This window comes from Candidatus Mycoplasma haematohominis (assembly GCF_902712995.1).
Lineage (GTDB): Bacteria > Bacillota_I > Bacilli_A > Mycoplasmatales > Mycoplasmoidaceae > Eperythrozoon_B > Eperythrozoon_B haematohominis.
Genome location: NZ_CACTIB010000021.1, coordinates 76,447 through 97,740, shown reverse-complemented (window position 1 = coordinate 97,740; position 21,294 = coordinate 76,447). Strand labels below are relative to the sequence as shown.

At 33.4% G+C, this 21,294-nt stretch carries 32 protein-coding genes and 1 pseudogene; 6 read left to right on the top strand and 27 right to left on the bottom strand.

Annotation, left to right across the window (positions count from 1 at the left end; genetic code table 4):
• Positions 1-79: 79 nt before the first annotated feature.
• From H6411_RS04375 to H6411_RS05940, 3 genes and pseudogenes are all read left to right on the top strand, one after another.
• Positions 80-1,312 carry a restriction endonuclease subunit S gene (locus H6411_RS04375; protein WP_216083428.1) on the top strand — a complete coding sequence of 411 codons (1,233 nt, stop codon included), beginning with the start codon at positions 80-82 and terminating at the stop codon, positions 1,310-1,312.
• Positions 1,313-1,589: 277 nt separating this feature from the next.
• Positions 1,590-2,090 (top strand): annotated as a pseudogene (locus H6411_RS05945) (restriction endonuclease subunit S); the annotation flags it as partial.
• A gap of 141 nt (positions 2,091-2,231) precedes the next feature.
• Entirely contained in the window at positions 2,232-2,756 is a 525-nt protein-coding gene (locus H6411_RS05940) for a restriction endonuclease subunit S (protein WP_369408501.1), read from the top strand.
• 12 nt (positions 2,757-2,768) lie between these two features.
• Here the strand turns inward: H6411_RS05940 and H6411_RS04365 are convergent, their stop codons facing one another.
• Positions 2,769-4,910 (bottom strand): ATP-dependent helicase, encoded by a 2,142-nt coding sequence (locus H6411_RS04365; RefSeq protein WP_216083426.1) that lies wholly within the window; start codon positions 4,908-4,910, stop codon positions 2,769-2,771.
• A gap of 220 nt (positions 4,911-5,130) precedes the next feature.
• Here H6411_RS04365 and H6411_RS04360 point away from each other — a divergent pair, with 220 nt between their 5' ends.
• From H6411_RS04360 to H6411_RS04350, 3 genes are all read left to right on the top strand, one after another.
• A complete protein-coding gene (locus tag H6411_RS04360; protein ID WP_216083425.1) occupies positions 5,131-5,784 on the top strand; it encodes a hypothetical protein in 654 nt (217 codons plus the stop codon).
• Positions 5,785-5,966: 182 nt separating this feature from the next.
• The gene (locus H6411_RS04355; RefSeq protein ID WP_216083424.1) at positions 5,967-6,635 is read left to right on the top strand and encodes a hypothetical protein; all 669 of its coding nucleotides are present in this window, start codon (positions 5,967-5,969) and stop codon (positions 6,633-6,635) included.
• Between the two features lie 174 nt (positions 6,636-6,809).
• Positions 6,810-7,487 carry a hypothetical protein gene (locus H6411_RS04350; RefSeq protein ID WP_216083423.1) on the top strand — a complete coding sequence of 226 codons (678 nt, stop codon included), beginning with the start codon at positions 6,810-6,812 and terminating at the stop codon, positions 7,485-7,487.
• A 17-nt stretch (positions 7,488-7,504) separates the two neighbouring features.
• Here H6411_RS04350 and H6411_RS04345 read toward each other — a convergent pair whose 3' ends face one another.
• From H6411_RS04345 to H6411_RS04220, 26 genes are all read right to left on the bottom strand, one after another.
• Positions 7,505-7,975, bottom strand: coding sequence for a hypothetical protein (locus H6411_RS04345; protein WP_216083422.1), 471 nt, complete (start codon positions 7,973-7,975; stop codon positions 7,505-7,507).
• A gap of 23 nt (positions 7,976-7,998) precedes the next feature.
• Positions 7,999-8,481, bottom strand: a complete 483-nt coding sequence (locus tag H6411_RS04340) for a hypothetical protein (protein WP_216083421.1) — start codon at positions 8,479-8,481, stop codon at positions 7,999-8,001.
• Positions 8,481-8,741 carry a hypothetical protein gene (locus tag H6411_RS04335; RefSeq protein WP_216083420.1) on the bottom strand — a complete coding sequence of 87 codons (261 nt, stop codon included), beginning with the start codon at positions 8,739-8,741 and terminating at the stop codon, positions 8,481-8,483. The genes H6411_RS04340 and H6411_RS04335 overlap by 1 nt, the downstream gene beginning before the upstream one ends.
• A gap of 298 nt (positions 8,742-9,039) precedes the next feature.
• On the bottom strand, positions 9,040-9,390 hold the full coding sequence (locus tag H6411_RS04330; protein WP_216083419.1) for a hypothetical protein: 351 nt from the start codon (positions 9,388-9,390) through the stop codon (positions 9,040-9,042).
• Positions 9,391-9,392: 2 nt separating this feature from the next.
• Positions 9,393-9,902 (bottom strand): hypothetical protein, encoded by a 510-nt coding sequence (locus H6411_RS04325; protein ID WP_216083418.1) that lies wholly within the window; start codon positions 9,900-9,902, stop codon positions 9,393-9,395.
• A gap of 12 nt (positions 9,903-9,914) precedes the next feature.
• A complete protein-coding gene (locus H6411_RS04320; RefSeq protein WP_216083417.1) occupies positions 9,915-10,301 on the bottom strand; it encodes a hypothetical protein in 387 nt (128 codons plus the stop codon).
• A 7-nt stretch (positions 10,302-10,308) separates the two neighbouring features.
• Positions 10,309-10,782, bottom strand: coding sequence for a hypothetical protein (locus tag H6411_RS04315; RefSeq protein ID WP_216083416.1), 474 nt, complete (start codon positions 10,780-10,782; stop codon positions 10,309-10,311).
• A 2-nt stretch (positions 10,783-10,784) separates the two neighbouring features.
• The gene (locus H6411_RS04310) at positions 10,785-11,144 is read right to left on the bottom strand and encodes a hypothetical protein (RefSeq protein ID WP_216083415.1); all 360 of its coding nucleotides are present in this window, start codon (positions 11,142-11,144) and stop codon (positions 10,785-10,787) included.
• A gap of 371 nt (positions 11,145-11,515) precedes the next feature.
• A complete protein-coding gene (locus tag H6411_RS04305; RefSeq protein ID WP_216083414.1) occupies positions 11,516-12,067 on the bottom strand; it encodes a hypothetical protein in 552 nt (183 codons plus the stop codon).
• A gap of 3 nt (positions 12,068-12,070) precedes the next feature.
• Positions 12,071-12,574, bottom strand: a complete 504-nt coding sequence (locus H6411_RS04300; RefSeq protein WP_216083413.1) for a hypothetical protein — start codon at positions 12,572-12,574, stop codon at positions 12,071-12,073.
• Positions 12,575-12,587: 13 nt separating this feature from the next.
• Complete coding sequence (locus H6411_RS04295) at positions 12,588-13,115, bottom strand: hypothetical protein (RefSeq protein ID WP_216083412.1); 528 nt, start codon at positions 13,113-13,115, stop codon at positions 12,588-12,590.
• A complete protein-coding gene (locus H6411_RS04290; RefSeq protein ID WP_216083411.1) occupies positions 13,115-13,585 on the bottom strand; it encodes a hypothetical protein in 471 nt (156 codons plus the stop codon). Before H6411_RS04290 ends, H6411_RS04295 begins: the two co-directional genes overlap by 1 nt.
• A complete protein-coding gene (locus H6411_RS04285) occupies positions 13,578-14,111 on the bottom strand; it encodes a hypothetical protein (RefSeq protein WP_216083410.1) in 534 nt (177 codons plus the stop codon). Before H6411_RS04285 ends, H6411_RS04290 begins: the two co-directional genes overlap by 8 nt.
• Positions 14,112-14,114: 3 nt before the next feature.
• Entirely contained in the window at positions 14,115-14,600 is a 486-nt protein-coding gene (locus H6411_RS04280) for a hypothetical protein (RefSeq protein WP_216083409.1), read from the bottom strand.
• The gene (locus H6411_RS04275) at positions 14,600-15,136 is read right to left on the bottom strand and encodes a hypothetical protein (protein ID WP_216083408.1); all 537 of its coding nucleotides are present in this window, start codon (positions 15,134-15,136) and stop codon (positions 14,600-14,602) included. The genes H6411_RS04280 and H6411_RS04275 overlap by 1 nt, the downstream gene beginning before the upstream one ends.
• Before the next feature lie 15 nt (positions 15,137-15,151).
• Positions 15,152-15,622 (bottom strand): hypothetical protein, encoded by a 471-nt coding sequence (locus tag H6411_RS04270; RefSeq protein WP_216083407.1) that lies wholly within the window; start codon positions 15,620-15,622, stop codon positions 15,152-15,154.
• 276 nt (positions 15,623-15,898) lie between these two features.
• Complete coding sequence (locus tag H6411_RS04265) at positions 15,899-16,408, bottom strand: hypothetical protein (RefSeq protein ID WP_216083406.1); 510 nt, start codon at positions 16,406-16,408, stop codon at positions 15,899-15,901.
• A gap of 166 nt (positions 16,409-16,574) precedes the next feature.
• Complete coding sequence (locus H6411_RS04260; protein ID WP_216083405.1) at positions 16,575-17,039, bottom strand: hypothetical protein; 465 nt, start codon at positions 17,037-17,039, stop codon at positions 16,575-16,577.
• Positions 17,039-17,584, bottom strand: a complete 546-nt coding sequence (locus H6411_RS04255; RefSeq protein WP_216083404.1) for a hypothetical protein — start codon at positions 17,582-17,584, stop codon at positions 17,039-17,041. The genes H6411_RS04260 and H6411_RS04255 overlap by 1 nt, the downstream gene beginning before the upstream one ends.
• A 6-nt stretch (positions 17,585-17,590) precedes the next feature.
• A complete protein-coding gene (locus tag H6411_RS04250; RefSeq protein WP_216083403.1) occupies positions 17,591-18,106 on the bottom strand; it encodes a hypothetical protein in 516 nt (171 codons plus the stop codon).
• A gap of 11 nt (positions 18,107-18,117) precedes the next feature.
• The gene (locus H6411_RS04245; protein WP_216083402.1) at positions 18,118-18,561 is read right to left on the bottom strand and encodes a hypothetical protein; all 444 of its coding nucleotides are present in this window, start codon (positions 18,559-18,561) and stop codon (positions 18,118-18,120) included.
• A gap of 8 nt (positions 18,562-18,569) precedes the next feature.
• Positions 18,570-19,094 carry a hypothetical protein gene (locus H6411_RS04240; RefSeq protein WP_216083401.1) on the bottom strand — a complete coding sequence of 175 codons (525 nt, stop codon included), beginning with the start codon at positions 19,092-19,094 and terminating at the stop codon, positions 18,570-18,572.
• A 10-nt stretch (positions 19,095-19,104) separates the two neighbouring features.
• The gene (locus H6411_RS04235) at positions 19,105-19,578 is read right to left on the bottom strand and encodes a hypothetical protein (RefSeq protein WP_216083400.1); all 474 of its coding nucleotides are present in this window, start codon (positions 19,576-19,578) and stop codon (positions 19,105-19,107) included.
• A gap of 251 nt (positions 19,579-19,829) precedes the next feature.
• The gene (locus H6411_RS04230) at positions 19,830-20,300 is read right to left on the bottom strand and encodes a hypothetical protein (protein WP_216083399.1); all 471 of its coding nucleotides are present in this window, start codon (positions 20,298-20,300) and stop codon (positions 19,830-19,832) included.
• A 7-nt stretch (positions 20,301-20,307) separates the two neighbouring features.
• The gene (locus tag H6411_RS04225) at positions 20,308-20,796 is read right to left on the bottom strand and encodes a hypothetical protein (RefSeq protein WP_216083398.1); all 489 of its coding nucleotides are present in this window, start codon (positions 20,794-20,796) and stop codon (positions 20,308-20,310) included.
• 3 nt (positions 20,797-20,799) lie between these two features.
• Complete coding sequence (locus H6411_RS04220; protein WP_216083397.1) at positions 20,800-21,291, bottom strand: hypothetical protein; 492 nt, start codon at positions 21,289-21,291, stop codon at positions 20,800-20,802.
• Positions 21,292-21,294: the final 3 nt, after the last annotated feature.

The following is a 21,294-nucleotide window of genomic DNA, read 5'->3' as shown; positions in this document are numbered from 1 at the left end:
AATTTTTGTTTTTTATTTCTGATTACAAATTCAACAATCAAATTTAAATATTTCTCCTAATTTAAACTCTAATTAATGCATGAAATCACTAGAAATCTTATTCAAGAACAAAGTTGGAAAGTGAGATAAAGAATGGAAGTCTTTAGGCGAAATAGCGACAGAAATTTATAGCGGAAATGGAGTAACTAATTCACAAATAGGAAGTGGAGATTATCCATGTACAACTCCAGGATCCATATCAAATGCTTTTTCTATTTGATTCGATTGTTGCAATTTCAAAATTAATCCATCTTTAATAAAAAATCCTAAATATTTTGAACATGGAGATTTGTTATTCGTAACATCTAGTCAAATAGCGAGAACAATAGGAGATTGTTGTGCTTATTTAGGTTCAGCAAAAGCAATTGCCGGATCGGATATTCTAGTTCTAAAACACAATCAGAATCCTAAGTATTTATCTTATGCGCTTTCAACTCACGAAGCTAAAAAACAAAAAACAAAATTTGCAACAGGAGAGGCGGTCATTCATCTATATTCTTCCAGTATTAAAAAAATAAAAATCCCTCTTCCTCCCTTAGAAATACAAGAACAAATCTCTGAAATCCTGGATGTACTTCGGGAGTTAGTGAGGGAGTTAGAAGTCGAACTCAAGCTCAGAAAAAAACAATATAGGTATTATTTGAACAAGCTCATCTCCGATGTAATTGAAAAAGGATGGGGAGAATACAAGACTTTAGGAGAAATAGCTAAAGAAATATACTTGGGAAAGGAAGTAACTAAACTTCAAATAAATAAAGGAAATTATCCTTGTATACATTACGGAGAAATATACACTACTTTCAAAATTTGATTCAATAGATGCATTTCTTATACTGATGCCAAATTAATAAAAAGCCCAAAATATTTTGAGCAAGGGGACTTATTAATTGCTAGCGCTAGCACAATAAATGGAAAAGTAGGGGATTGTTGTGCTTATTTAGGATCTGAAAAAGGAATTGCTGGCGACAAAACTATAGTAATAAAACATAAACAGAATCCAAAATATTTGGCTTATGCTTTATCGACTCAAAACGCTCAATTTCAAAAAGAGAAATATTCCAGCACAGGAACAATCACAAACATAAATTTACCCAACATTAAAAAACTAAAAATCCCTTTGCCTCCCCTAGAAATACAAGAACAAATAGCTAATGCTTTAGATCATCTAAGAGAACTATGTGAAGATCTGGAAAAAGGAATACCAAAAGAAATTGAATTAGCTAATAAGCGATATGAATATTACAGAGATCTATTAATTACTGGAGAGAATTAGAAAACAAGCCTTGCTGTAAGGGCGGCTTCTAAAATCATGTGAATACATCTTTAGCCCAAGCAGTAATGAAGCGGTAACAATTATTGCAAGCTTCGATACTACTTTGAAGAAAAAATAAATAAAAAATAACCCTATTTAAAAGAAATTGAAAATAATGAAAAATCGCGCAGAAAATGGTGTGAAGAACTAAATAAACCTATTCATTAGACTCTAATTAATACATGAAATCAATTACTTTTCTATTAGATCAATTAATTAGAGGGGGGGTTGGGAATCTAAGACTTTAGGAGAAATAACTTTAAATGTTCAAACAGGCATAAAAATATCTAAAGATCAATTAAAAGCAAATGGTTTTCCTTGTATAACTTACTCAGAAATAAATGAAAAATATGATGAGTGCATAGACAAAATAATCTCCTTTGCAGATAAAAAAGAACTAATAGAGAAGAAATATTGCCAAAAAGGAGATTTATTAATAACTGAATCTAGTTATACAATCGAAAAAATAGGATCTGCTTCTGTTTATTGGCAAGATGAACCATGTTTATTTGAAAGACACATTTTTTGTTTTAGTCATAATCAAAATCCTAAATATTTGTCATATGCCTGGTCTACTCAAAAAATAAGAAATCAAATTAAAAAAATAGCCACTTCAGGAATTGTTGTACATGTAAGAAGAAAAGATATCAAAAAAATAAAAATCCCTCTACCCCCTCTAGAAATACAAGAACAAATAGTTGAAGTCTTGGATGCGTTTCGGGAATTAGTTAGGGAATTAGAAACCGAACTCAAACTCAGAAAACAACAATTTGAATACTATAAAGAGAAATTAATTTCTGATATCGATAAATCAGAATTCAAAAAATTTGGCGAATTTATTGGAGAAATAGATAGCGGGGGAGACATTGGAAAGAAACATTTGAACACAGGAAAAGATGCTTGCGTATTATGTCATGAAATAGGAACAACCTATAAATACTGCATAGAAAAATGTTTTTCATCAGTAGATGGAGAATTAATTAAATCCAAGAAATGATGTTTTCCTAGAGATTTATTGATTACTAATGGCGCTTTAAACGCAGAGTCGATAGGTTCAGTTTGTGCTTACGTAAACAGCAATAAATGTCTAATAGGAACTGATTTATTTATCGTAAGACACAATCAAAATCCTAAGTATCTCTCTTATGCCCTTTCCACTTGAAAAACAAGAAAACAAATAAAAAAATTTGCAACTTCTGGAGTAGCAACTCATATAAAGAAAAAAGATGTTCAAAATCTAAAAATTCCTTTACCTCCACTAGAAATCCAAGAAAAAATAGTTAACCAACTAGAACCACTAAGAGCTCTATATGAAGACTTAGAAAAAGGATTGCCTAAAGAAATAGAGCTAGCTAAAAAAAGATATGAGTACTATAAAGAATTGTTAATAAACGGAAACCAATAAAAACTATTGCATCTATTCAAAAAATTCCACTTCATCTGCCCCTCTCAATTCATATATAAAAGGCGAAGCAGATTCATAAGAAATTATTAATTCTTCTTTGGCTCTTGAGGTTGCAACATAAATTAACCTTCTTTCGTCTTCTTCATACTTTGCTCTTCTAGATGGAAATTCACTTTCATTTACAAAACCTAAACAAACTCCATCAAATTCAAGTCCTTTAGATGAATGAATAGTTCCAATAAAAATACCGGAATTGTTTTTATCTATATGTTCATAAAACACATATTCAAATTTATCTAAAGTATTAATCAAGTCTCTGACAGGTACATTTTCATTGCCATTAGAATAACCTAAAAACATCCTAATTAATTTCTCTATATCTGACTTAATAAGACTCTGATTCTCTACAAATCTATCTCTTAATAATCCTGTATCACTCAAAATTCTTTTTATTAATTCGTCAAGCTGATCTAATCTGCAATTTTCATATCTCTTAAATTGAACTATTAAATCTATAAACCTAGAAAAAGCATCTTTTTTATCTGTTTTCTTAGTCTTAAAACCATAAACATCTTTTACAACCTCAAAAAAATATTCTTTATCCTGAAAAATCCTAACAATAACTTTTTTAGGGGATTCTTGCTGAGATTTAATTTTTGCTAACACATCCTTTATAGTCTTTTGTCCGCATCAGGGAAGTAATGAGGTATGAATTCATTTCAAAGGAAATAAAGTAAAAATACTTAATTCATCTAAAAAAATAATCTTCAAAAAACATAAAACATATTCAATTCATTCTCTAGAGAAGAAATCAGAAGGGTTTGCATATTCATAATCTATTCCAGATGCCCCCAGAGTATTCCTAACCTGTTCCAACCTAAAATTACTCCTAACTAGAATTGCTAATTTCTTTTGCTCTTCTCCTTCTAATTGCTTATTTCTTTCCAAATATTCATTAGCTTTATTGACTACCAACTCCAAAAATTGATCTTTATCTTTTTTGAAAACCTTAATTTTTAAATTAAAGCCAGAATAATCAGGATTTGGTATTGTGTTCTTATGTAATCATCTATCGTCCTCAGATACATTCAACTTGGAAGCATATATTTTGGAAACAGAAATGATATTTGGACTAGATCTATAATTGATGGTTAGTTGGTGGGGTGTTGAATTACATTTACGAGCAACTTTCTCAAAAATATAACGATCCGCATTTCTAAATTCATAAATCCTTTGATCCGGATCTCCAACGTAATAACCAGCAACTGGATTTAATTTGTTTAACATTTCCCATTCTTTCTCAGAGGTATCTTGCAATTCATCCAGCATAATCACTTTAAATTTATTTTTCAAAATTTCCAGACGTTCTGGTACTTTAAAAACATGCTCATCTGCTAAATGCTCTAGAGATGAATAATCAACGGAATTTAGCTTTTTAAGCTCTTCCTCATAAAACGTTCACAATTGCAAAAAAGCAGATCTAATAGAGCCATTATCTTCTTTCTCTTTAGGATCATTATCAAAAAAATATTTTTCGGACGAAATTCTATGATTCTCGTTAGATCTAGCATCTAACCTAAATTCTTCAAAATCATGCCACAAAGCATCTGCAAGTCTAAAGCTAAGATATTCATGCGCATCATCTTCTGAAGACTGTTCCTTTCTATGACTACTGCAAAGATGCCCAAAAATTAAATTTCTGTAATAACCAGAGAGTCTAAAGTAAGAAGAAACTAACAAAACTTTTGAATTTCTATCACTAATTATCCTGATTTCAAAATGAGAATCAGGGTTTGGTTTGTATTTGATTCATTTCAACAATTGCAAACAAAAGCCATGAAAAGTATTTATAGTTGGGGCGACTGAATCTGTTATTTCTCTAGAAACAACATCCTCTGGAGACAAATTAAACTTTGCATGCAAACGTTCTTTAAATTCATTTATTGCTAATCTAGTAAACGTGAGTATTAAAAGTTCCTCTGGTTTTATCTCACATTTTTCTACTAAATAAGCAGCAGTTTCAACTAAAGTTTTCGTTTTTCCAGCACCAGCTCCAGCAATTATTAAACGAAAGCCTAGCCCGGATTCGACAACTTTTTGTTGTTGAGAATTTAATTTAACTTTAGAAAATAAAACTGGGTCATTGTCCGACATAAGATGATCTAAAGTCTAATGTTATCAATTAAGAAAAGTCCGCATTCTATGAAGTCGAATACTCCTGATTTCCCTTTATTCAAACTTTTCAGAATTGGCGATTCTGTTTTTCGATTAAGTCAAAAATAAATTTCCTGATGTTTCACAAAAAACATCTCTGTAGATAAATTTAAACATAAGTAATTTTCAGTTATTAATATTTTTATAGAACTGATTTTCGATGAATAAATTGAAAGTATCTGCAAGCGCTGCAACTATTACAGTGACAGCAGCAACCACGGGAGGGATTCTTGGAACTCAAGATCAAGAACATACATTAAGCCCTGAAGTTAAAAGCTATCTTGAGGAATGAAGTAAAGAAAAACCTCCAACAGAAGATTCAGATAACAGTGAAGTAGTTTCCATAACAAAATTACATGGCAAAGAAGGAGCAGTTGCAATTATTGCTAGTAGCACTGAAAATCCAGGTCCCGGAAATATTCCAGGAGCATTAAACAATCATCCTCGCGACGACTGAAAAAGAATTTGAGGGGAGGATAAAACAATAACAAAAAATCCTATAGCGACAGAAAATCAAAATTCTATGGATCAGCCTTTCTGAGCTGGACATTCAGGCGGAGTAACCATCTATGCTGTAGAAAAATGAATACCTGATATGGTAAATTGATGTATTAAGTTCGAAAAAGGGCAATACAAAGATCCAGAAGGTTCTTCTTGAAATTTAGAATACGCAACTCCTAAAGATTTATATAAAGAAATCTGTGTAGGGAGAAAGAGTACTTTAAACAACGAATACAAGCTAGGAGTTGGAGAAATAGAGAAAATAAAAAAATGAAACTACAAAAGATTGAAAACAAACGAGAAAAACAAATAATCAAGCACTTGAAATCAGAAAGATAATTATTTAAAAAGATCTGCACATAAGATCTAATTTTCAACAATTTGTAACTCAATAAAGTTTTTATAACTTGATTAGTACAATTCAAACCCCAATAAAGTTTAGGAGCAGTTGTGACATCTAGTTTCTTCCACTCAATTCTTCTCTAATAACAGAAAATGCAACTAGTACCACCAGCAGCAAAATTAGGAGGGGGGGCAGCGGTTGTAATTTCATCTAGTGCAGTAACAACAACCCAAGTAAAAAGTAAATTACAATCAGAAGGATTTGATCAAGAATTCAAAGTAAGTTCATGAAGACAAACTAGTTATACATTTAAAGAAATCTTTGGAGACAAATTAAATGCTACACCTAAAACAAGTTATGAGGAGTTAGAGGAAGAAACAAAAAAAACATGAAGAGATAAATTCGCTAAAGTTTACAAAGATAGAGATAAATTGAAAAGTTACAGATTCAATTTATTAGTTGCAGAGACCATATTAAAAAATCCTACTAAAGAAGAAAGCAAAGCAAAAGAAGCAATAGAAAAACTAGATACAAGCACTGAAGTACAAGATTTCATGAAAAACTTCTATCAAGAATGTAGAAACTTGTCTCAATTTGTTTTTGGTAAATTAGACCATAATAATCATTGAAGAAAATTAGTTAAGAAGTTTTTAAATGATCAGGACACGACAACTCAACAAGATGAAAAAGAAGCTAAATATTTCAGAGATGCATGAGTATCTTGTTCTACCGAAGAAACAGACAATAATATAAATCCTAATTGGCCGTATCAATCAAAAATACAGGCAGAAAAATCAGTTTGAAACAGTAATAAAAAATAGAAAGTAAATAATTCAAGTAAATTTCTAGCCTTCCCAAACAACAAAAGTATTACTTATAAAAAGTACTTAGTCCATCAAAAATAGTCACACTTAAATCAAATTTTTTTCTCTAATCTTAAAAACTTTTTTGCTCTCTGCTTAAATAAATAAAAGCGTACAACCAAAAAAATAATCATGGAACTAATACCTTCATACGCCAAACTAGGATTAGGAGGCGGAGCTATATTAGCAACAAGTTCAGTCGGAACTATACAAGCTAAAAAGAGTTTTCAAAACGAAAAATTTAATGATAAATCCGCCGATAAATTACAACAAAAAATAGGTTTTTCTTTTGCTGAAATCTTTGTAACTAGTGGAAATCAAAAAGGTTTAAGAGTTACAAAATCTGACAGTTATAAAAATTTGGATGCGACTGAAAAAGGATTATGAGAAGATAGGTTTGCGGAAATGTACGCAAAAAGAAATGAAAATAAAAGTTACAGATTTGGATTATTGATTCCAAGCACATTGCTAAAAACAGAAACTAGCGATAAAGAGACCGCCAAAGCAAAAATCAAAGAATTAAATAAAGGAGAAGATCAAAAATACATGGAAAACTTCTATCAAGAATGCAGAAATCTATCTCGTTTTGTCTTGTCTAGAACTTCAGATATTAACTATTGAGAAAAACATGTAGTAAAGTTTTTGAATAAATCTGACACAACTGTTGATGATGAAGAGAAAAAAGGCAGATATTTTAGAGATGCTTGGGTTGCCTGTTCTGAAGAAGGAAAAGATGAAAAAGTTCCGGCAAGTTGGCCTTATTACAACGATATAAAAACTAAAAAAAGTAACTGAACCGGGAGAAAATAATCCTTTAAAAATTAAGACTATTTAGAAGTCTCTAAACACAATCGCTCGAAATTTTGTCAATCAGCGTTTTCTTTTATTGAAGCTCAATTCACATTATCAGTAGACTTAGATCCTTTTGTCTTATTACTCTCACACCAATCTCTTACTTTTTTTGCCACCTTGTTTAATTTTGCTTTATCTGAATCATCTGCATCTTTGCCTGCTTTTTGAATATCATCTGCATTGATTTGATTATCAGTTCCACTAATTAAATTCAATTTCTCACTCAAAATCTTCCTATAACCATTTTGAGTTCCATCTCCCGTATCAGCAGATATCTTATTCTTGAAACCATTAGCGGTATCTCCTATATAAACCAACCAATTTCTATTGGCATAATCTAAAAAATCATCATAGGGTCTTAATTGTGTATAAGCAGCATAACTAGTCCCAGCTAAAGCGACTACTCCCCCTCCAACTCCTGCTCCTATTGCTGCCGGTGATGCCATAGCTTATTTAATATTCCAAATTATTAACTTGATTTTTTCTCCAAGCAAACTGCAAAAAATGCTTGTCACTCCTTATCAGCATCTATTATAGACTTAGTCCATTTCTTATCTTCTGCTGTTGACTTTTTGTCTTTTCTTGCTTTACATCACTCTTTAGTTCATTTAGCCACTGCAGCTTCTTTACCAGTTCCTTCCACATCCTCTTTAGATGGCTTAGTTGAAGGATCAGTAACAGTAAAACCTCCTTCTTGCATATTATCTCAATGATTTCCTAGCAGTTTTTTGTATAGGTTACCGCTTGTAGTATTTTTTATTTTCCCCTCTATAGCAGAATGATCATCTAAGTTTATAAGCTGATATTCCTTGACAAAAACCTTAACAAAATAATCATTAAAGTCTAAATACTTAACTTCACTAAAAGCTCCTACTGCATAAGCAGCCAATGTTCCGCCGCCCCCTATTACTGCTGCGCCAACGGCAGCTGCTCCTATTGCTTGAGTTGTCATTAATACCTACGAATTTTTCTCATTAATTGTGACCACTTATATTTAATATTTGTCAATCATCTTCCACTAAATCAATAAACCATCACTTTGTTAATAGCTCCAGGCTCTTTAGCTTTTGAACCTTCTCTATAATCCGGATTTTCATTTTCCTTATCTCTAGATCTATTCTTATACTTGATCAACCACATACAACCATTGTATGCAGGAAGAGAAAAAGCTATTAAACCAATAATTAAAGCTACTATTTCTCCAGGCGCCATGTTGTCAAATATAAATTAATCTATCTAATAAACAATTTCTTAAAAAAATGAAACCACTTTCTAGATCTAATTACTATAAAGTCTACCCTATACAAATAATTGTCTACAAATCAACCTTATTGAAAAATTACCTGTACACAAAAAACTTTAAATTCTCTACAATCTTTATTCAAATCTAACTGCATTTAGATCCATTTTTTATTTGTTGATTAAGTAGCCTTTTCTTCTTCATATTCATTAAAAACCATCAAACTACAACCTTTTTAAAAACTTATAGACGGACAAACTTAATTTTTATCTAGTTCTGCAAGGATTGAGGCTGAGTTTGAGCTTGGGTTGTATCTCCAGAAGTTGTTGTTACAGCAGTATCTCCGCCATTTTCATTTGTCTTAGCTGTACTAGAAGAAGTGCCTGAACTGCCAGCTTGAGCTGCTAAAGGTTGAGGTTGTTGATCAGCATTTACTGTTCCTCCACCTGAATTACCTGAATCTTGACTAACTCCAGATTGTTCACTTTGTCTAGTTGCAGGTTCATTAACAGTTGAACTTTCTTTCTTTCCACCAAAAGCTCCAGCAGCATAGGCAATAGCTGCTCCTCCAGTTCCGGCTATTGCTGTTCCCGCTATAGCGGCTGCTAAAGGATTAGACATATCTAATTAATTTCCTCTACACAAACTGAAACAAATGCATTTCATTCACTCACAGCTTCAAGATCACTAACTCTAAACTTATCTCCTGCTTGTGCATTTGCAGGTTTTTTAACCTTAGTTACCTCACATCACTGATTTACAAACTTAGCAACTTTATCTAGATTTGTTGTGGTTCCACTTGCCTCTTTTCCTGCTTGTCCTATTTCACTTGCGTTTGGTTTAGAAGGGTTGCTTGTTCCAGTCAAATTCATATTGTCTATTTTTCCTGTCAATGCGGTTCTGTAACTATCTCCTTTATTTGTATCTTTCAAATGAGCTTTTATTTTGTCCTCTGTAAGACTTCTATCTGTTCCAGAACTACCTATATATCTATACTTGCCTCCATTCTTAACATAGTCATCAAAATCACTATACTTAGCATCAAAAGCTCCTGCTGCGTAAGCAATAGTTGCTCCGCCACCTCCTATTACCGCTGTTCCTGCTACTGCAGCAGCTATTGTTTGTGTTGACATAAGATTATTAATTTATCCTCCAGAAGATCCTGCTTGAGAAGTAGTCTGACCACCTGTTTCATGTGTAGAAGGAACTCCTGAACCTTGATTTCCTGTTGAAGAGGGCTGTCCTGTATTGTCCCCGTTCACTGTTTGTTGTGCATCTTGCCCTGAAGAAACCGTACTAGAAGGATTTGATCCTGATCTTGAACCAGAATCCTGAGATATTCCGGAACCAGAACTAGATCCTTCTAGAGTAGTTCCTATCTGATTTTGATCAGAGGTTGAACCTTCATTAGGTTTGGAAGTTTTAGATCCAGAATTTTTATTAAAAGAATTGCTAACTCCATAAGTTACAGCAGCTCCGCCGCCAACAATCATAGTTCCTGCAGCTGCTGATAAAGCTAATTTCGAAGACATAATAAGACTATTTCTTGGGCGGTTCTAGACATAATTTCTCGTATTTCTTTCAATTAACATCTGCTTCTATTTTTGATCAATCAACTTTTCCATTCTCACCTTGAGGCTTTTTCTTTTCTTCGGTTGTACATCAAGCTTTAACCTTCTCAACTACTTTAGTTAATTTAGCTCCTCCTGTGTCATTATCTTTTCCGGCGTTTGTAACATCTTCATCCGTAAGCATTCCATCTCCAGTTCCTTTTATAGATTCCAACTCATCTTTTAAATACTTTCTATAGCCCTCGGCAGTACCATCTCCGCCATTTCTTATCTTCTCTTTAATCTTTTCATCTGTCTCGTATATAAAACTAAACCAATTCCTTCTTGCATAATCTGAAAAATCATCATAAGGTCTTAATTGAGTGTAAGCTGCATAGCTAGTGCCTGCTACAGCTACTGCTCCTCCACCTATTCCTGCTCCAATTGCTGCTGGGGATGCCATATTTATGCTGATGGTGTTACTGCGCCAGGAGAAGTATTTGCAGGTTGTGAAGGGACAGAAACTTGTTGCCCATTATCACTCCTTGTTTCTGTCACATTTGAAGAACCAGATGCTACTTCTGTTTGAGCTCCTTGCCCTGATGTACTTCCAGAAGCTTGATGTGATGAACCAGATTGCTCAACACCAGTACCCTGAGCAGACCCATTACTTCCTGAAGGATCCACTGTTCCGGGCGTTGATGGAGTTTCACTAGCTTCATTTTTTGCACTTGAAAAAGCCCCTGCAGCATAAGCGACACTTGCTCCAGTTCCTCCTGCAATTGCTGTTCCTGCCACCACGGCAACTATTGTTTGTGTTGACATAAACTATCAAAATTAACTAAAAAATTTTCGGAGCATGATAATCAAAAGCCGTAAGATAAATGTCAGAGAAATTAACTTAACTTTATGTATTATCTACCGTAGACAATTAATTATTTGCAAATTTTTGTCTTATATATATTATGCAATTTTTAAATTTTCCCCAAAACAAAAGACCCTAAAATTAAATAAAAAATATTTTTCTATTCTTAACTTAGATATGGGTTTGAAATATTTATTTTCGCAAACAACAATATCAAATAACTCATTTAATTTCTCTATATTAGAGCCTTCAATCTATTTTTTAACTGCTTTAACGATTTAAGATACTGAATTGAAAAATCTATGAGTTCGCCAATATAAATGACTTTTTATTAACCTAAATTAACCGTTGTTTCCAAACAAACCTCCTTAAAAGCTTTTCAAGAAACATTACCTTCAAACAAACCAGTATTTCATTCTGTTTTATTGTTTTTTGTTAGTTTAGCTTTAACTGTTTTATTGGCAACAGCCTTACATCATTCTTCCGTTCATTCAGAAATTTTCTCTTTCTCGCTTCAATTATTATCTGCGGGAAATAAAGTTGCTAAGTTTCCATTTGGCCTTTTACTTTTTGAAGATTCGTCAACATCTCCTACTTTCATATTTTCCCAATTATCTTTTAAAGACTTCTTGTATCCTATTCCTGTAGAGTCTCCATCTATCTTAGTTTTTATTTTTTCTTTAGTTGGTAAAGTTCCAGGTGCTGTAGTGCCCGTTTCTCCTATATATTTAAAGTTCAAATGGGCTGCATAGTCTTTAAAAGTTGTATCTTGTCAATCTTTATCCTTTGAATTAAATGCTCCAGCTGCATAAGCTGCTAGTGTCCCGCCTCCTCCTAATAATGCCGCCCCGGCAGCTGCTCCAGCTACTGCTTGTGTTGACATAAACTAAGCTCCTGGGGCTGTTGGTGGAGTTTTATCTGCAAAACAAGCAGCTTTGAAAGCATCTCAAGTATTTCTATTAGCATCTGATGTTGTCGGAACAATATCCAATTGTTTATTAGATATATGAGTACATCATTTATTTACATAATCAGCAACTGAACTTGCTTTGGTGCTATCTTGAATTTCCGAATCTGCTGGTTTTTCTAAAGAACTATCTTTTGTTTTCAATTCTGTTTCACTCATATTGCCCCAAACCCCACTTAAAGTAGTTTTATAGGCAGGTGTGTCAGAAGTAGATGACAATAATCCTTGAATCCTGGTTTTGTCATTTCCAATGTAATCTTTAGTTGCTTGTAATTCTTTTTTAGCTTGAGTTAAATAAGTATCTCTTTCTTCCTCTTGTGTTTTTGATGCAGAGAAAGCTCCAGCTGCATAAGCAATGGTTACTCCACCTCCACCTAATACTGCTGTTCCGGCAGCTGCAGCTCCTATTGCTTGTGTAGACATAGAGTATCTTTTATTAATTGTTTCCTTTTATTTCCAGGCAAAGAGCTTCAAATTTAGATCAATCCTTATGCTCTTTTATTTCTTGCTTAGTAAATTTAGTTTTTTCATTTCCTGCAATAGGCTTTGTGATTTTATTTTTTTTGCATCAATCATGGACAAATTTAGCGGTTTTATTTAACTTACTACTATCTGAATCAGAGTCTTCGCCTGATTTATCTATTTCATCATCATTTGGCTTAGTATTGCTATTCTCGCCAGAAACACTAATTCCTTTTATGTTGTTTTTTAACTTTTCCTTGTATTTTGTTTTCTTAGTTGCGTCTTTTAAAAGTGCTTTTACTTTTGAACTAATAGAGTTATCATCTGTTTCGTTTTCAGTGCTTCCGAAATATTGAAACTCGCCACCATTAATTACATAATCATTAAAGTCAACATACTTAGATTCTCCATTAAATGCACCTGCTGCATAAGCAATGGTTACTCCACCTCCACCTAATACTGCTGTTCCAGCTGCTGCAGCTCCTATAGCTTGTGTAGACATTATTGTTGTTTTGGTTTCTCTTCTAAACAAACAGTTTGAAAAGTAGCTCAATCTTCATCTGATTTAATTGCAGATTCTGTTCATCAGGTGTCTTTTTCTTTTGGTTTTTTACTTTTTCTGTCCGTACATCAAGCTTTTGTCTTTGTTGTAATTTTTGTTAATTTGCCACTATCAGTAGAAATATTACCTACATCACTCTCTTGTAAAGTATTATCCACTCCGCTTAATCCAGTTGTACTAACTATTTTTTTTAAAGCTTTTACGTAAGTTGTATTTGTATCTGAAGATTTTGTTTTTAATTTTGCATCATCGAGTGTTGCATATATGTGTGTATCTTTAAGTGCGTTATTTACATAGCTATCAAAATTTTCATATCTAATTTCAAAAGCGCCAGCAACATAAGCAATGGTTACTCCTCCGCCGCCTAATACCGCTGTTCCTGCAGCTGCTGCTACTAAGGGATTAGACATTACCCGCTTTAACTATCTCATTTAAACAAAGAACTTTGAATCTATTTCAACTTGCATGACTTGTAATCTCATCTTCTTTGAAATCAACTTGTCCGCCTTTTGGTGTAGGTTTCAAATCTTTATTTTTCTTACATCAACTATGAACAAACTTAGAAGTTTTTTCTAATGCACCAGTGCTGTCTGTACTATCGATTGTTTTATCTATTTCGTCCTGAGTTGGTTTGACACTGCTATCTACTTCTGACTCACTAATCTCATTTATACTGTCTTTCAACTTACCCTTATACGCTGTTTTTTTACTACTGTCCTGCAAAAAACTTTTTACTTTTTCCTTTATAGAACCACTCTCAGTATCTTCTCCTAGTTTACCAATATATTCATACTTTCCACTTCTGTTTACATAATCATCAAAGTTTCTATATTTAGTCTCTCCATTAAAAGCTCCAGCTGCATAAGCTATGGCTGAACCCCCTGCCCCTATTACCGCTGTACCAACCGCTGCAACGCCTATTGCTTGAGTTGACATAAATTAAGATACAACGGTTGATGAAACTGCTTTTGCTACAAAACAAACTTCTTTAAAAGCTTCTCATGTATTTTTTTCATTTCCTTCAGAATTAGGAATTATTTTCAACTCTTTTTTAGAAATGCTTTCGCATCATTTATTTACAAACGTAGCTATCTTAAGTTTGTTTGTTGCTTTATCGTTGTCTCCGAACAACGCGCTGGAACCACCAGACGGCTTCCCTAAAGTGTTTGTATCGTCTAGCATATTGTCTCACTTTCCCTTTACAATGTCTCAATATTTAGGTGTAGAAGTATCGCCCAAACGCTCTTCAATAGTGCTTTTATTGTTTCCTATATAATCCTTTTTTTCCTTAATTTCTGAATCTGACTTAGCTTGAGTTAAATAAGTATCTTTACCGAAAGCGCCTGCTGCATAGGCAGCTAGTGTTCCGCCTCCTCCGACTACTGCTGTTCCAACAACTCCTGCTCCTACTGCTTGTGATGTCATTATTTATTTGTTGTTGAAACTAGCTCTAAACAAACTGCTTCAAACTTAGACCAATTTGCATGTTGTTTTATTTTTTCCTCAGTAAATTCCTCTTTTCCGTCACTAGGTGTTGGTTTATTTGTCTTATTTTGTATACATCATTTGCTTACAAACTTAGATACTTTGTCGGTTTCATTTGTTTTTTCTGTTTGTCCTGCAGAATTTATATCTTCTTTAGAAGGTTTTGGAGTGCTTGCATCTGTTGGATTCAAATTCATATCTGGTTCTTGTTCCTTTAATTTATTCCTATAATCTTCTTTGTTTTCTCTGCTTTCCTTTTCCAAAAGTTTTTTTATATTTTCCGCAGTAGGATCATTTTCGGAAACAGTTGCCCCTTGACCTATATATCTATACTTCCCACTTCTTCTTACATAATCGCCAAAGTTTTTATATTTAATCTCTCCATTAAATGCACCTGCTGCATAAGCAATGGTTGCTCCTCCTCCGCCTATTACTACTGTTCCAGCCGCTGCAGCGCCTATTGCTTGAGTTGACATAAGATTCTTACTTCCCTAACTTTTCTCTAAACAAACCTTTTCAAACAATACTCAATTAGCATCTTGACCTACTTTTAATCAATCTATACTATCCCCTGTCTTAGTAGGTGTTTTTTCTTTTTTGCTTTCGCATCAAGTATTTACTTCTGTCGCTAATTTATTTAATTTAGCTTCGTCTGTATCTCCTGTTTTTCCTGCTCCATCAATATCTCCTTCTTGAGAAGCGCTAGCATCATCCCCTTTTATTGTTGTCCAATTATCTTTCAAATCCTTCTTATAACCATCACTTGAAACATCAGAGCTGCTTTTTATTGCTGACTTAATATTCCTAGCTTCTCCTCCTCCTATGTAAACTTTTCCATTCCTCTGAGCATAATCCAAAAAATTATCATAGGGTCTCAACTGAGTATACGCAGCATAACTAGTTCCTGCTACAGCTACTGCTCCTCCGCCAACTCCGGCTCCTATTGCTGCTGGTGATGCCATATTTGATTCAAACTTACTTAAATCTTGAGAATGTAAAACTAAACTCGAAATTCGCGTGGCATATTAGTAATTTTCAATAAACAAAATTTCTTGAAAGTCAACTAAATTATGTATATTTCTTATTGTAGACGATAAATTATTGATAAATTTTTTATTTTTTCTAAAGAAATTAATTTCTAAAAATGCTCTATATGTTTTTATTTAGAGCCTCAATTTAACTGTTAAATCTTCTTTTTTAATTCTGAATAATTTTTGTTTATCTTTTATCTAAAGTCTTTAAGCATTTAATGCTGGCAATTGTTCTTCGCCTATCGTGCATTGATCATTGAATGCTTTCCATTCTGTTCCTTCATTATCCGCAAATTTAGATTCATCTCACTTTCCATCTTCAGATTTCTTAGAATTTTCAACACTTTTTAAAGCTAAAGTTTCACATCATTTATTTATGTAGTTAGCAAATGCATCTAACTTAGAATTGCTGTCCTCTTTTGATGCATCAACATCTGCTCCAGTCAAATTAGTAAGATGAGTTTTCTTCATTGTTTTTAAATTAGCTTTTAGAGCTGATCTATACTGTTTTATGTCTGTTAATTCCTTTAATAATTTCTTTATCTCGCTCAAATCATTACCTATATACTTTCTACCTTTTCCTCCTTTCTCTTTATCATCTACAGAATATCAATAAAAATCACCATATTTATTGCTATTAACAACAGCAATTGCCGTACTTCCAGATACTACTGCTGTTGCACTTGCAGCTGCTCCAATTATTCTTTTCGTCGACATTCTTTTTAAATATGAAACCTTCTAAGACTCTAACAATACATCTGCAAACTAAACTAACTTGTAAATATTTATTCCCTAAAGTTTTGCTCAATCTACTCTTCTTTGCTGAGTTATTAAAAATTATTTCCTATAAAGACTTAACAAACAACTGAGACTCTGATTACACCTAGCTTGAAGGTACAGGTTCCAAACAAACAGCCTCAAAAGGAGCTCAATCTGCATCTTTCTCAATAGTTACTTTTGTTCATTTCCCGCCATCAATGGATTTTTTAGGTTTTTTTGAAGTACATCAAGCCTTTGCTTTTTCTACCATTTTTGTTAATTTATTATCATCTGGAGGATTTTTCCCTACATCTTCTGCTGTAATTGGATCGCTATCTCCTGTCTTTACAACTACCTTTTTAAGTTCTTCTTTATAAGTATTAGTGCTCAATTTTTGCTTTATTTTTTCATTAGTTAAAGAATCAGCCGAATATTGTTTTTTATTTTTAAGCGCTTTATTAACATAATCCTCAAAACTTTCATATTTTGCCTCTCCATTAAAAGCTCCCGCTGCATAAGCAGCTAATGTGCCTCCTCCTCCAACTACCGCTGTTCCTACTGCTACAGCTCCTATAGCCTGAGTTGACATTATCCTGCCGAAATAGGGTCTTTTGCTTCTAAACAAACAGCTTCAAAAGCCTTTCAAGAATTGTTGGTTTCAAAAAATTCTGTTCTTCACTCCACTTTATTGTCTTTTGTTCTTTTCACTTTTACTTTTTTATTTCTAATAGCTCCACATCAAACAGAAATTCAATCAGCAATTTCATTTTCCTTACTCCAAGTTCCAGATGGAAATAAATCTTGGTCTTCTGGCCTCTTAGCTTTATCCTGCTCGGAATTTACATCATCCTTCTTCATATAATTCCAATTACTCTTAATAGAATTCTTGTATTCTGTTCCTTTGCCACTATCTTGCATTCTTGTAGTTATTTTGGTCTTATCTGGAGGAGTTGCTAAAAACGAATTCCCTGTTTCTCCTATATATTTCAGATTTCCTAAAGACTTTGCATATTCCTCGAAAGTAGCTCCTTCTCATTTGGCATCGAATGCTCCTGCAGCATAAGCAGCTAATGTACCGCCACCACCTATTACCGCTGCACCCGCAGCTGCGGCTCCTATTGCTTGTGTTGACATATTTAATTAATTAATTGCAAAAATACAAATTTCATTAAATGCTTTTCAAGTTTTCGCTACTGAATCATCGTTTGGAGTAGCTAACTTAGTTTCATCAAAATCCCTATTTTCATTCCTTGGCAACTTAATTTCACTTCTTAATTTCTTTTCGCATCAAACATTAACAACATTCACTATCTGATTAAGTTTTTCGTAATTACTATCTTGATCTTGTTTTCCTGCTTTATCTATCTCGCTTTTAAGAGTATCATCTGTATTTCCATCAGCTTTAATTAAATCTCAATTTTCGCTCAAGGACTTTTTATAACTATTCTCTTGACTTACACCCTCGCTCTCCTTTATTTTCTTCTTTATCGCGATGATATCTTTTCCTTTATAGTCATTCCATTTATTTTTTTTAACCATTCACTCATATAAATCTCCATAAGATTCAAAAGCTCCAGCTGCATAAGCTGCTAAAGCTCCGCCTCCTCCCACTACTGCTGTTCCAGCTACTGCGGCTCCTATTGTTTGAATTGACATAAGTTTATTTATTAAGCGCTTGCGGTTGATTTATGAAAACAAGCTTTTTTAAAGGAGTTTCATGTGGAGTTGTTATTGTTTCCCTCAGGAACAGTAGCTAGTTCTTTTTTAGATGTTTTTCCACATCATGCAAGAGTGTAACTGACTATCTTTTCCTTATTATCGGCAGATATTGAAGTTGAAAACAATGTATCTTTAGTTTCTGTTGGCTTACTTAGAGTTGCACTCTCTTCTGTGCTTGTTATTTGATCTCAAACACCTTTTAAAGTATCTGAATATTTAGGTTCTGTAGTTTCACCTAAAGCAGTTTTTATCTTCTCTATATCTCCCCCTATATATTCTTTATCTTTAGTCTCATTATCCTTAACAGCTTGAGAATAATAAGTTGGTTTATCGAATGCCCCTGCAGCATAAGCAGCCAAAGTTCCTCCACCTCCTATTGCTTGTGGTGTCATTATTTAGTTTAAGTAACTGCTTTCAAACAAGCCACTTCAAATTTAGATCAATTTTCATGAGCTTTTATTTCTTTTTCAGCAAACTTCGTCTTTCCATTATCAGACGTAGGTTTTTTATTTTTGTTTTGTATGCATCACTTGCTTACAAATTTTGCAACTTTACCAGTTTCAGTATCTTTTTCTGTATTTCCTGAGTCATCTATTTCTTGCTCAGAAGGTCGAGGGGTTTGACTATCCTCCGGGTTCAAATTCATTTTTGTTAACTGTGACTTTAAATTTCCCTTATATGTTGCCTTGTTTGATGTATCTGATCCCTTTAAAAATTCTCTAATTTTCCCTTCAGTAGGGTCATTATCAGTTACATCATCTCCTTGACCTATGTATTTATACCTTCCTCCTCTTTTCACATAATCATCAAAATCTGCATATTTAACTTCTCCTTCAAAAGCTCCTGCTGCATAAGCAGCTAAAGTTCCTCCACCTCCTAGTATTGCTGTTCCGGCTGCTGCAGCTCCTATTGCCTGAGTTGACATAACTAAATTACTATTTCTTTAAACAAAGTTTCTTGAAATTATCTCAATTGGCATTTGTATTTATTGATGACCAATCAACATCTTGTGATTCTGTTCTAGTAGGTTTAAGGAGTTTGGTTTTTTTGCATCAATTCTTAACCTCTGATAATACTTTAGTTAATTTAGTGCCGTCTTTATCATTTTCATCTCCCGTTTTTCCCGCTTTATTTATTTCATCATCAGTAGGTTTATTGCTACCAGTTTCAGAAGCTAAAGCATCTTTTACATTTTTTCTGTATCCATTGCCATTTACATCTCCTGAATCTGCCTTTACTTTTGTTGTTATTTCATCATCATTTTCACCTATATAAACCAATCCATTTCTATTGGCATAATCAAGAAAATTATCATAAGGTCTTAACTGAGTATATGCAGCATAACTAGTACCTGCAACCGCTACTGCTCCTCCGCCAACTCCGGCTCCTATTGCTGCTGGTGATGCCATACTTATGCTTTAGTTATTTAAATCGAACTTATAACTCGAAATTTGCGTGAAATGTTAATCACTTTCAATAAATAAAACTTCTTAAAAATAAATTAAGTTTTTTATATCTTCTACTGTAGATAATAAATTATTGACAAGTTTTTCCTCATGATAATTATCTTTTAAGAGTTGATTTTGATACTTTTATTTATTTCTCAAAAATTGATTACTTCTTTTAAACAGTGATTATCTCCTGAATTTATCTTTAATTATTAAGCTTTAGGAGTTACAGGTTCTAAACACACAGCAGAAAAGGGGGCTCAATCTAGATCTTTTTCAATAGTTGCTTTTGTTCATGTTCCTTTATTAGAAGGTTTTTTAGTTTTCTTATCATCACATCAAGATTTAGCTTCTGCTGCTATTTTTGTTGATTTATCATCATCATTAGACGCTGTGTCTATATCTGTTTTCTTTATTGCGCTACTGTCCCCTCCCTTCACAACTACTTTCTCAAGCTCTTTCTTATAAGTTGCATTATTGGATTCACTTAATTTTGCCTTAACTTTATCTTTATTCAACAAATCCCCTAAATATTGACTTTTATCTTTAAGAGCTTTATCAACATAATCCTCAAAACTTTCATACTTAGAATCAAAAGCTCCAGCTGCATAAGCAGCTAAAGTTCCTCCGCCTCCGATCACTGCTGTTCCTGCTACAGCGACGCCTATCGCTTGAGTTGACATAAATTAATTAACTTATTTTTTTTGTGTTAAAGCAAGCACTTTTAAACGCATCTCAAGTATTTTTGTCGCTTCCATCAGTAGGAATTTTTGTTAATTGTTTTTCAGATATATGCTCGCATCACTTATTTGCATAATCTGAAACATCATCAGATTTACTTGTATCTTTTACATAACTTTCATCTGGTCTCGAAACAGGATTTTGTTTAGTTTTCAATTCAGTATCATCCATTTTGCTTCAAACTCCACTTAAAGTATCTCGATAGGTTTCGTCGACAGTATTTCCAGACAAAAGTGGAGTTATTTTTTCTTTACTCCCTCCAATATATTCCTTACTAGCATTTAACTCCTCTTCTGCTAATGTCTTATAAGTGTTTTGTACTTGTTTGCTCTCTTTAACTTTAGGATCAAATGCACCTGCAGCATAGGCTGCTAATGTTCCTCCTCCTCCAATTACAGCTGTTCCGGCAGCTGCAGCTCCTACTGCTTGAGTTGACATAAATTACTGTCCAGTTTTCGCTTTAAAACAAGCAAATTTAAATGCTTCCCATCTTTTATGATCTTTATTTTCTCCCCCAGTTACATTTTCAGGAATTGCATTTAATTCTTTAACAGCAACTGCCTGACATCAAACGGATACATAAGTCAAAATTTCGTCTTTTTTGGCTGCGTCATCAAATTTACCCTTATCTGTTTTTGTTGGTTTTTGAGCATCAGTAACATCTTCTATCACCATATTGTCTCAATAAGCGCTCTTTAAAGTTGTTTTGTAATTGTTTGTTGTATTATCTCAAAGTGTTTGAATTTCAGTTTTTTTATCCCCTATGTATTGTTTACCTACCATAGATTCAGCCAAAGTCCTGTAATTATGTCTTGTCTGCTGCTGATCTTTAACTTTAGGATCAAATGCTCCTGCAGCATATGCAATCGTTGCTCCGCCACCTCCTAGTATTGCTGTTCCTGCTGCTGCAGCTCCTATTGCTTGGGTTGACATAAA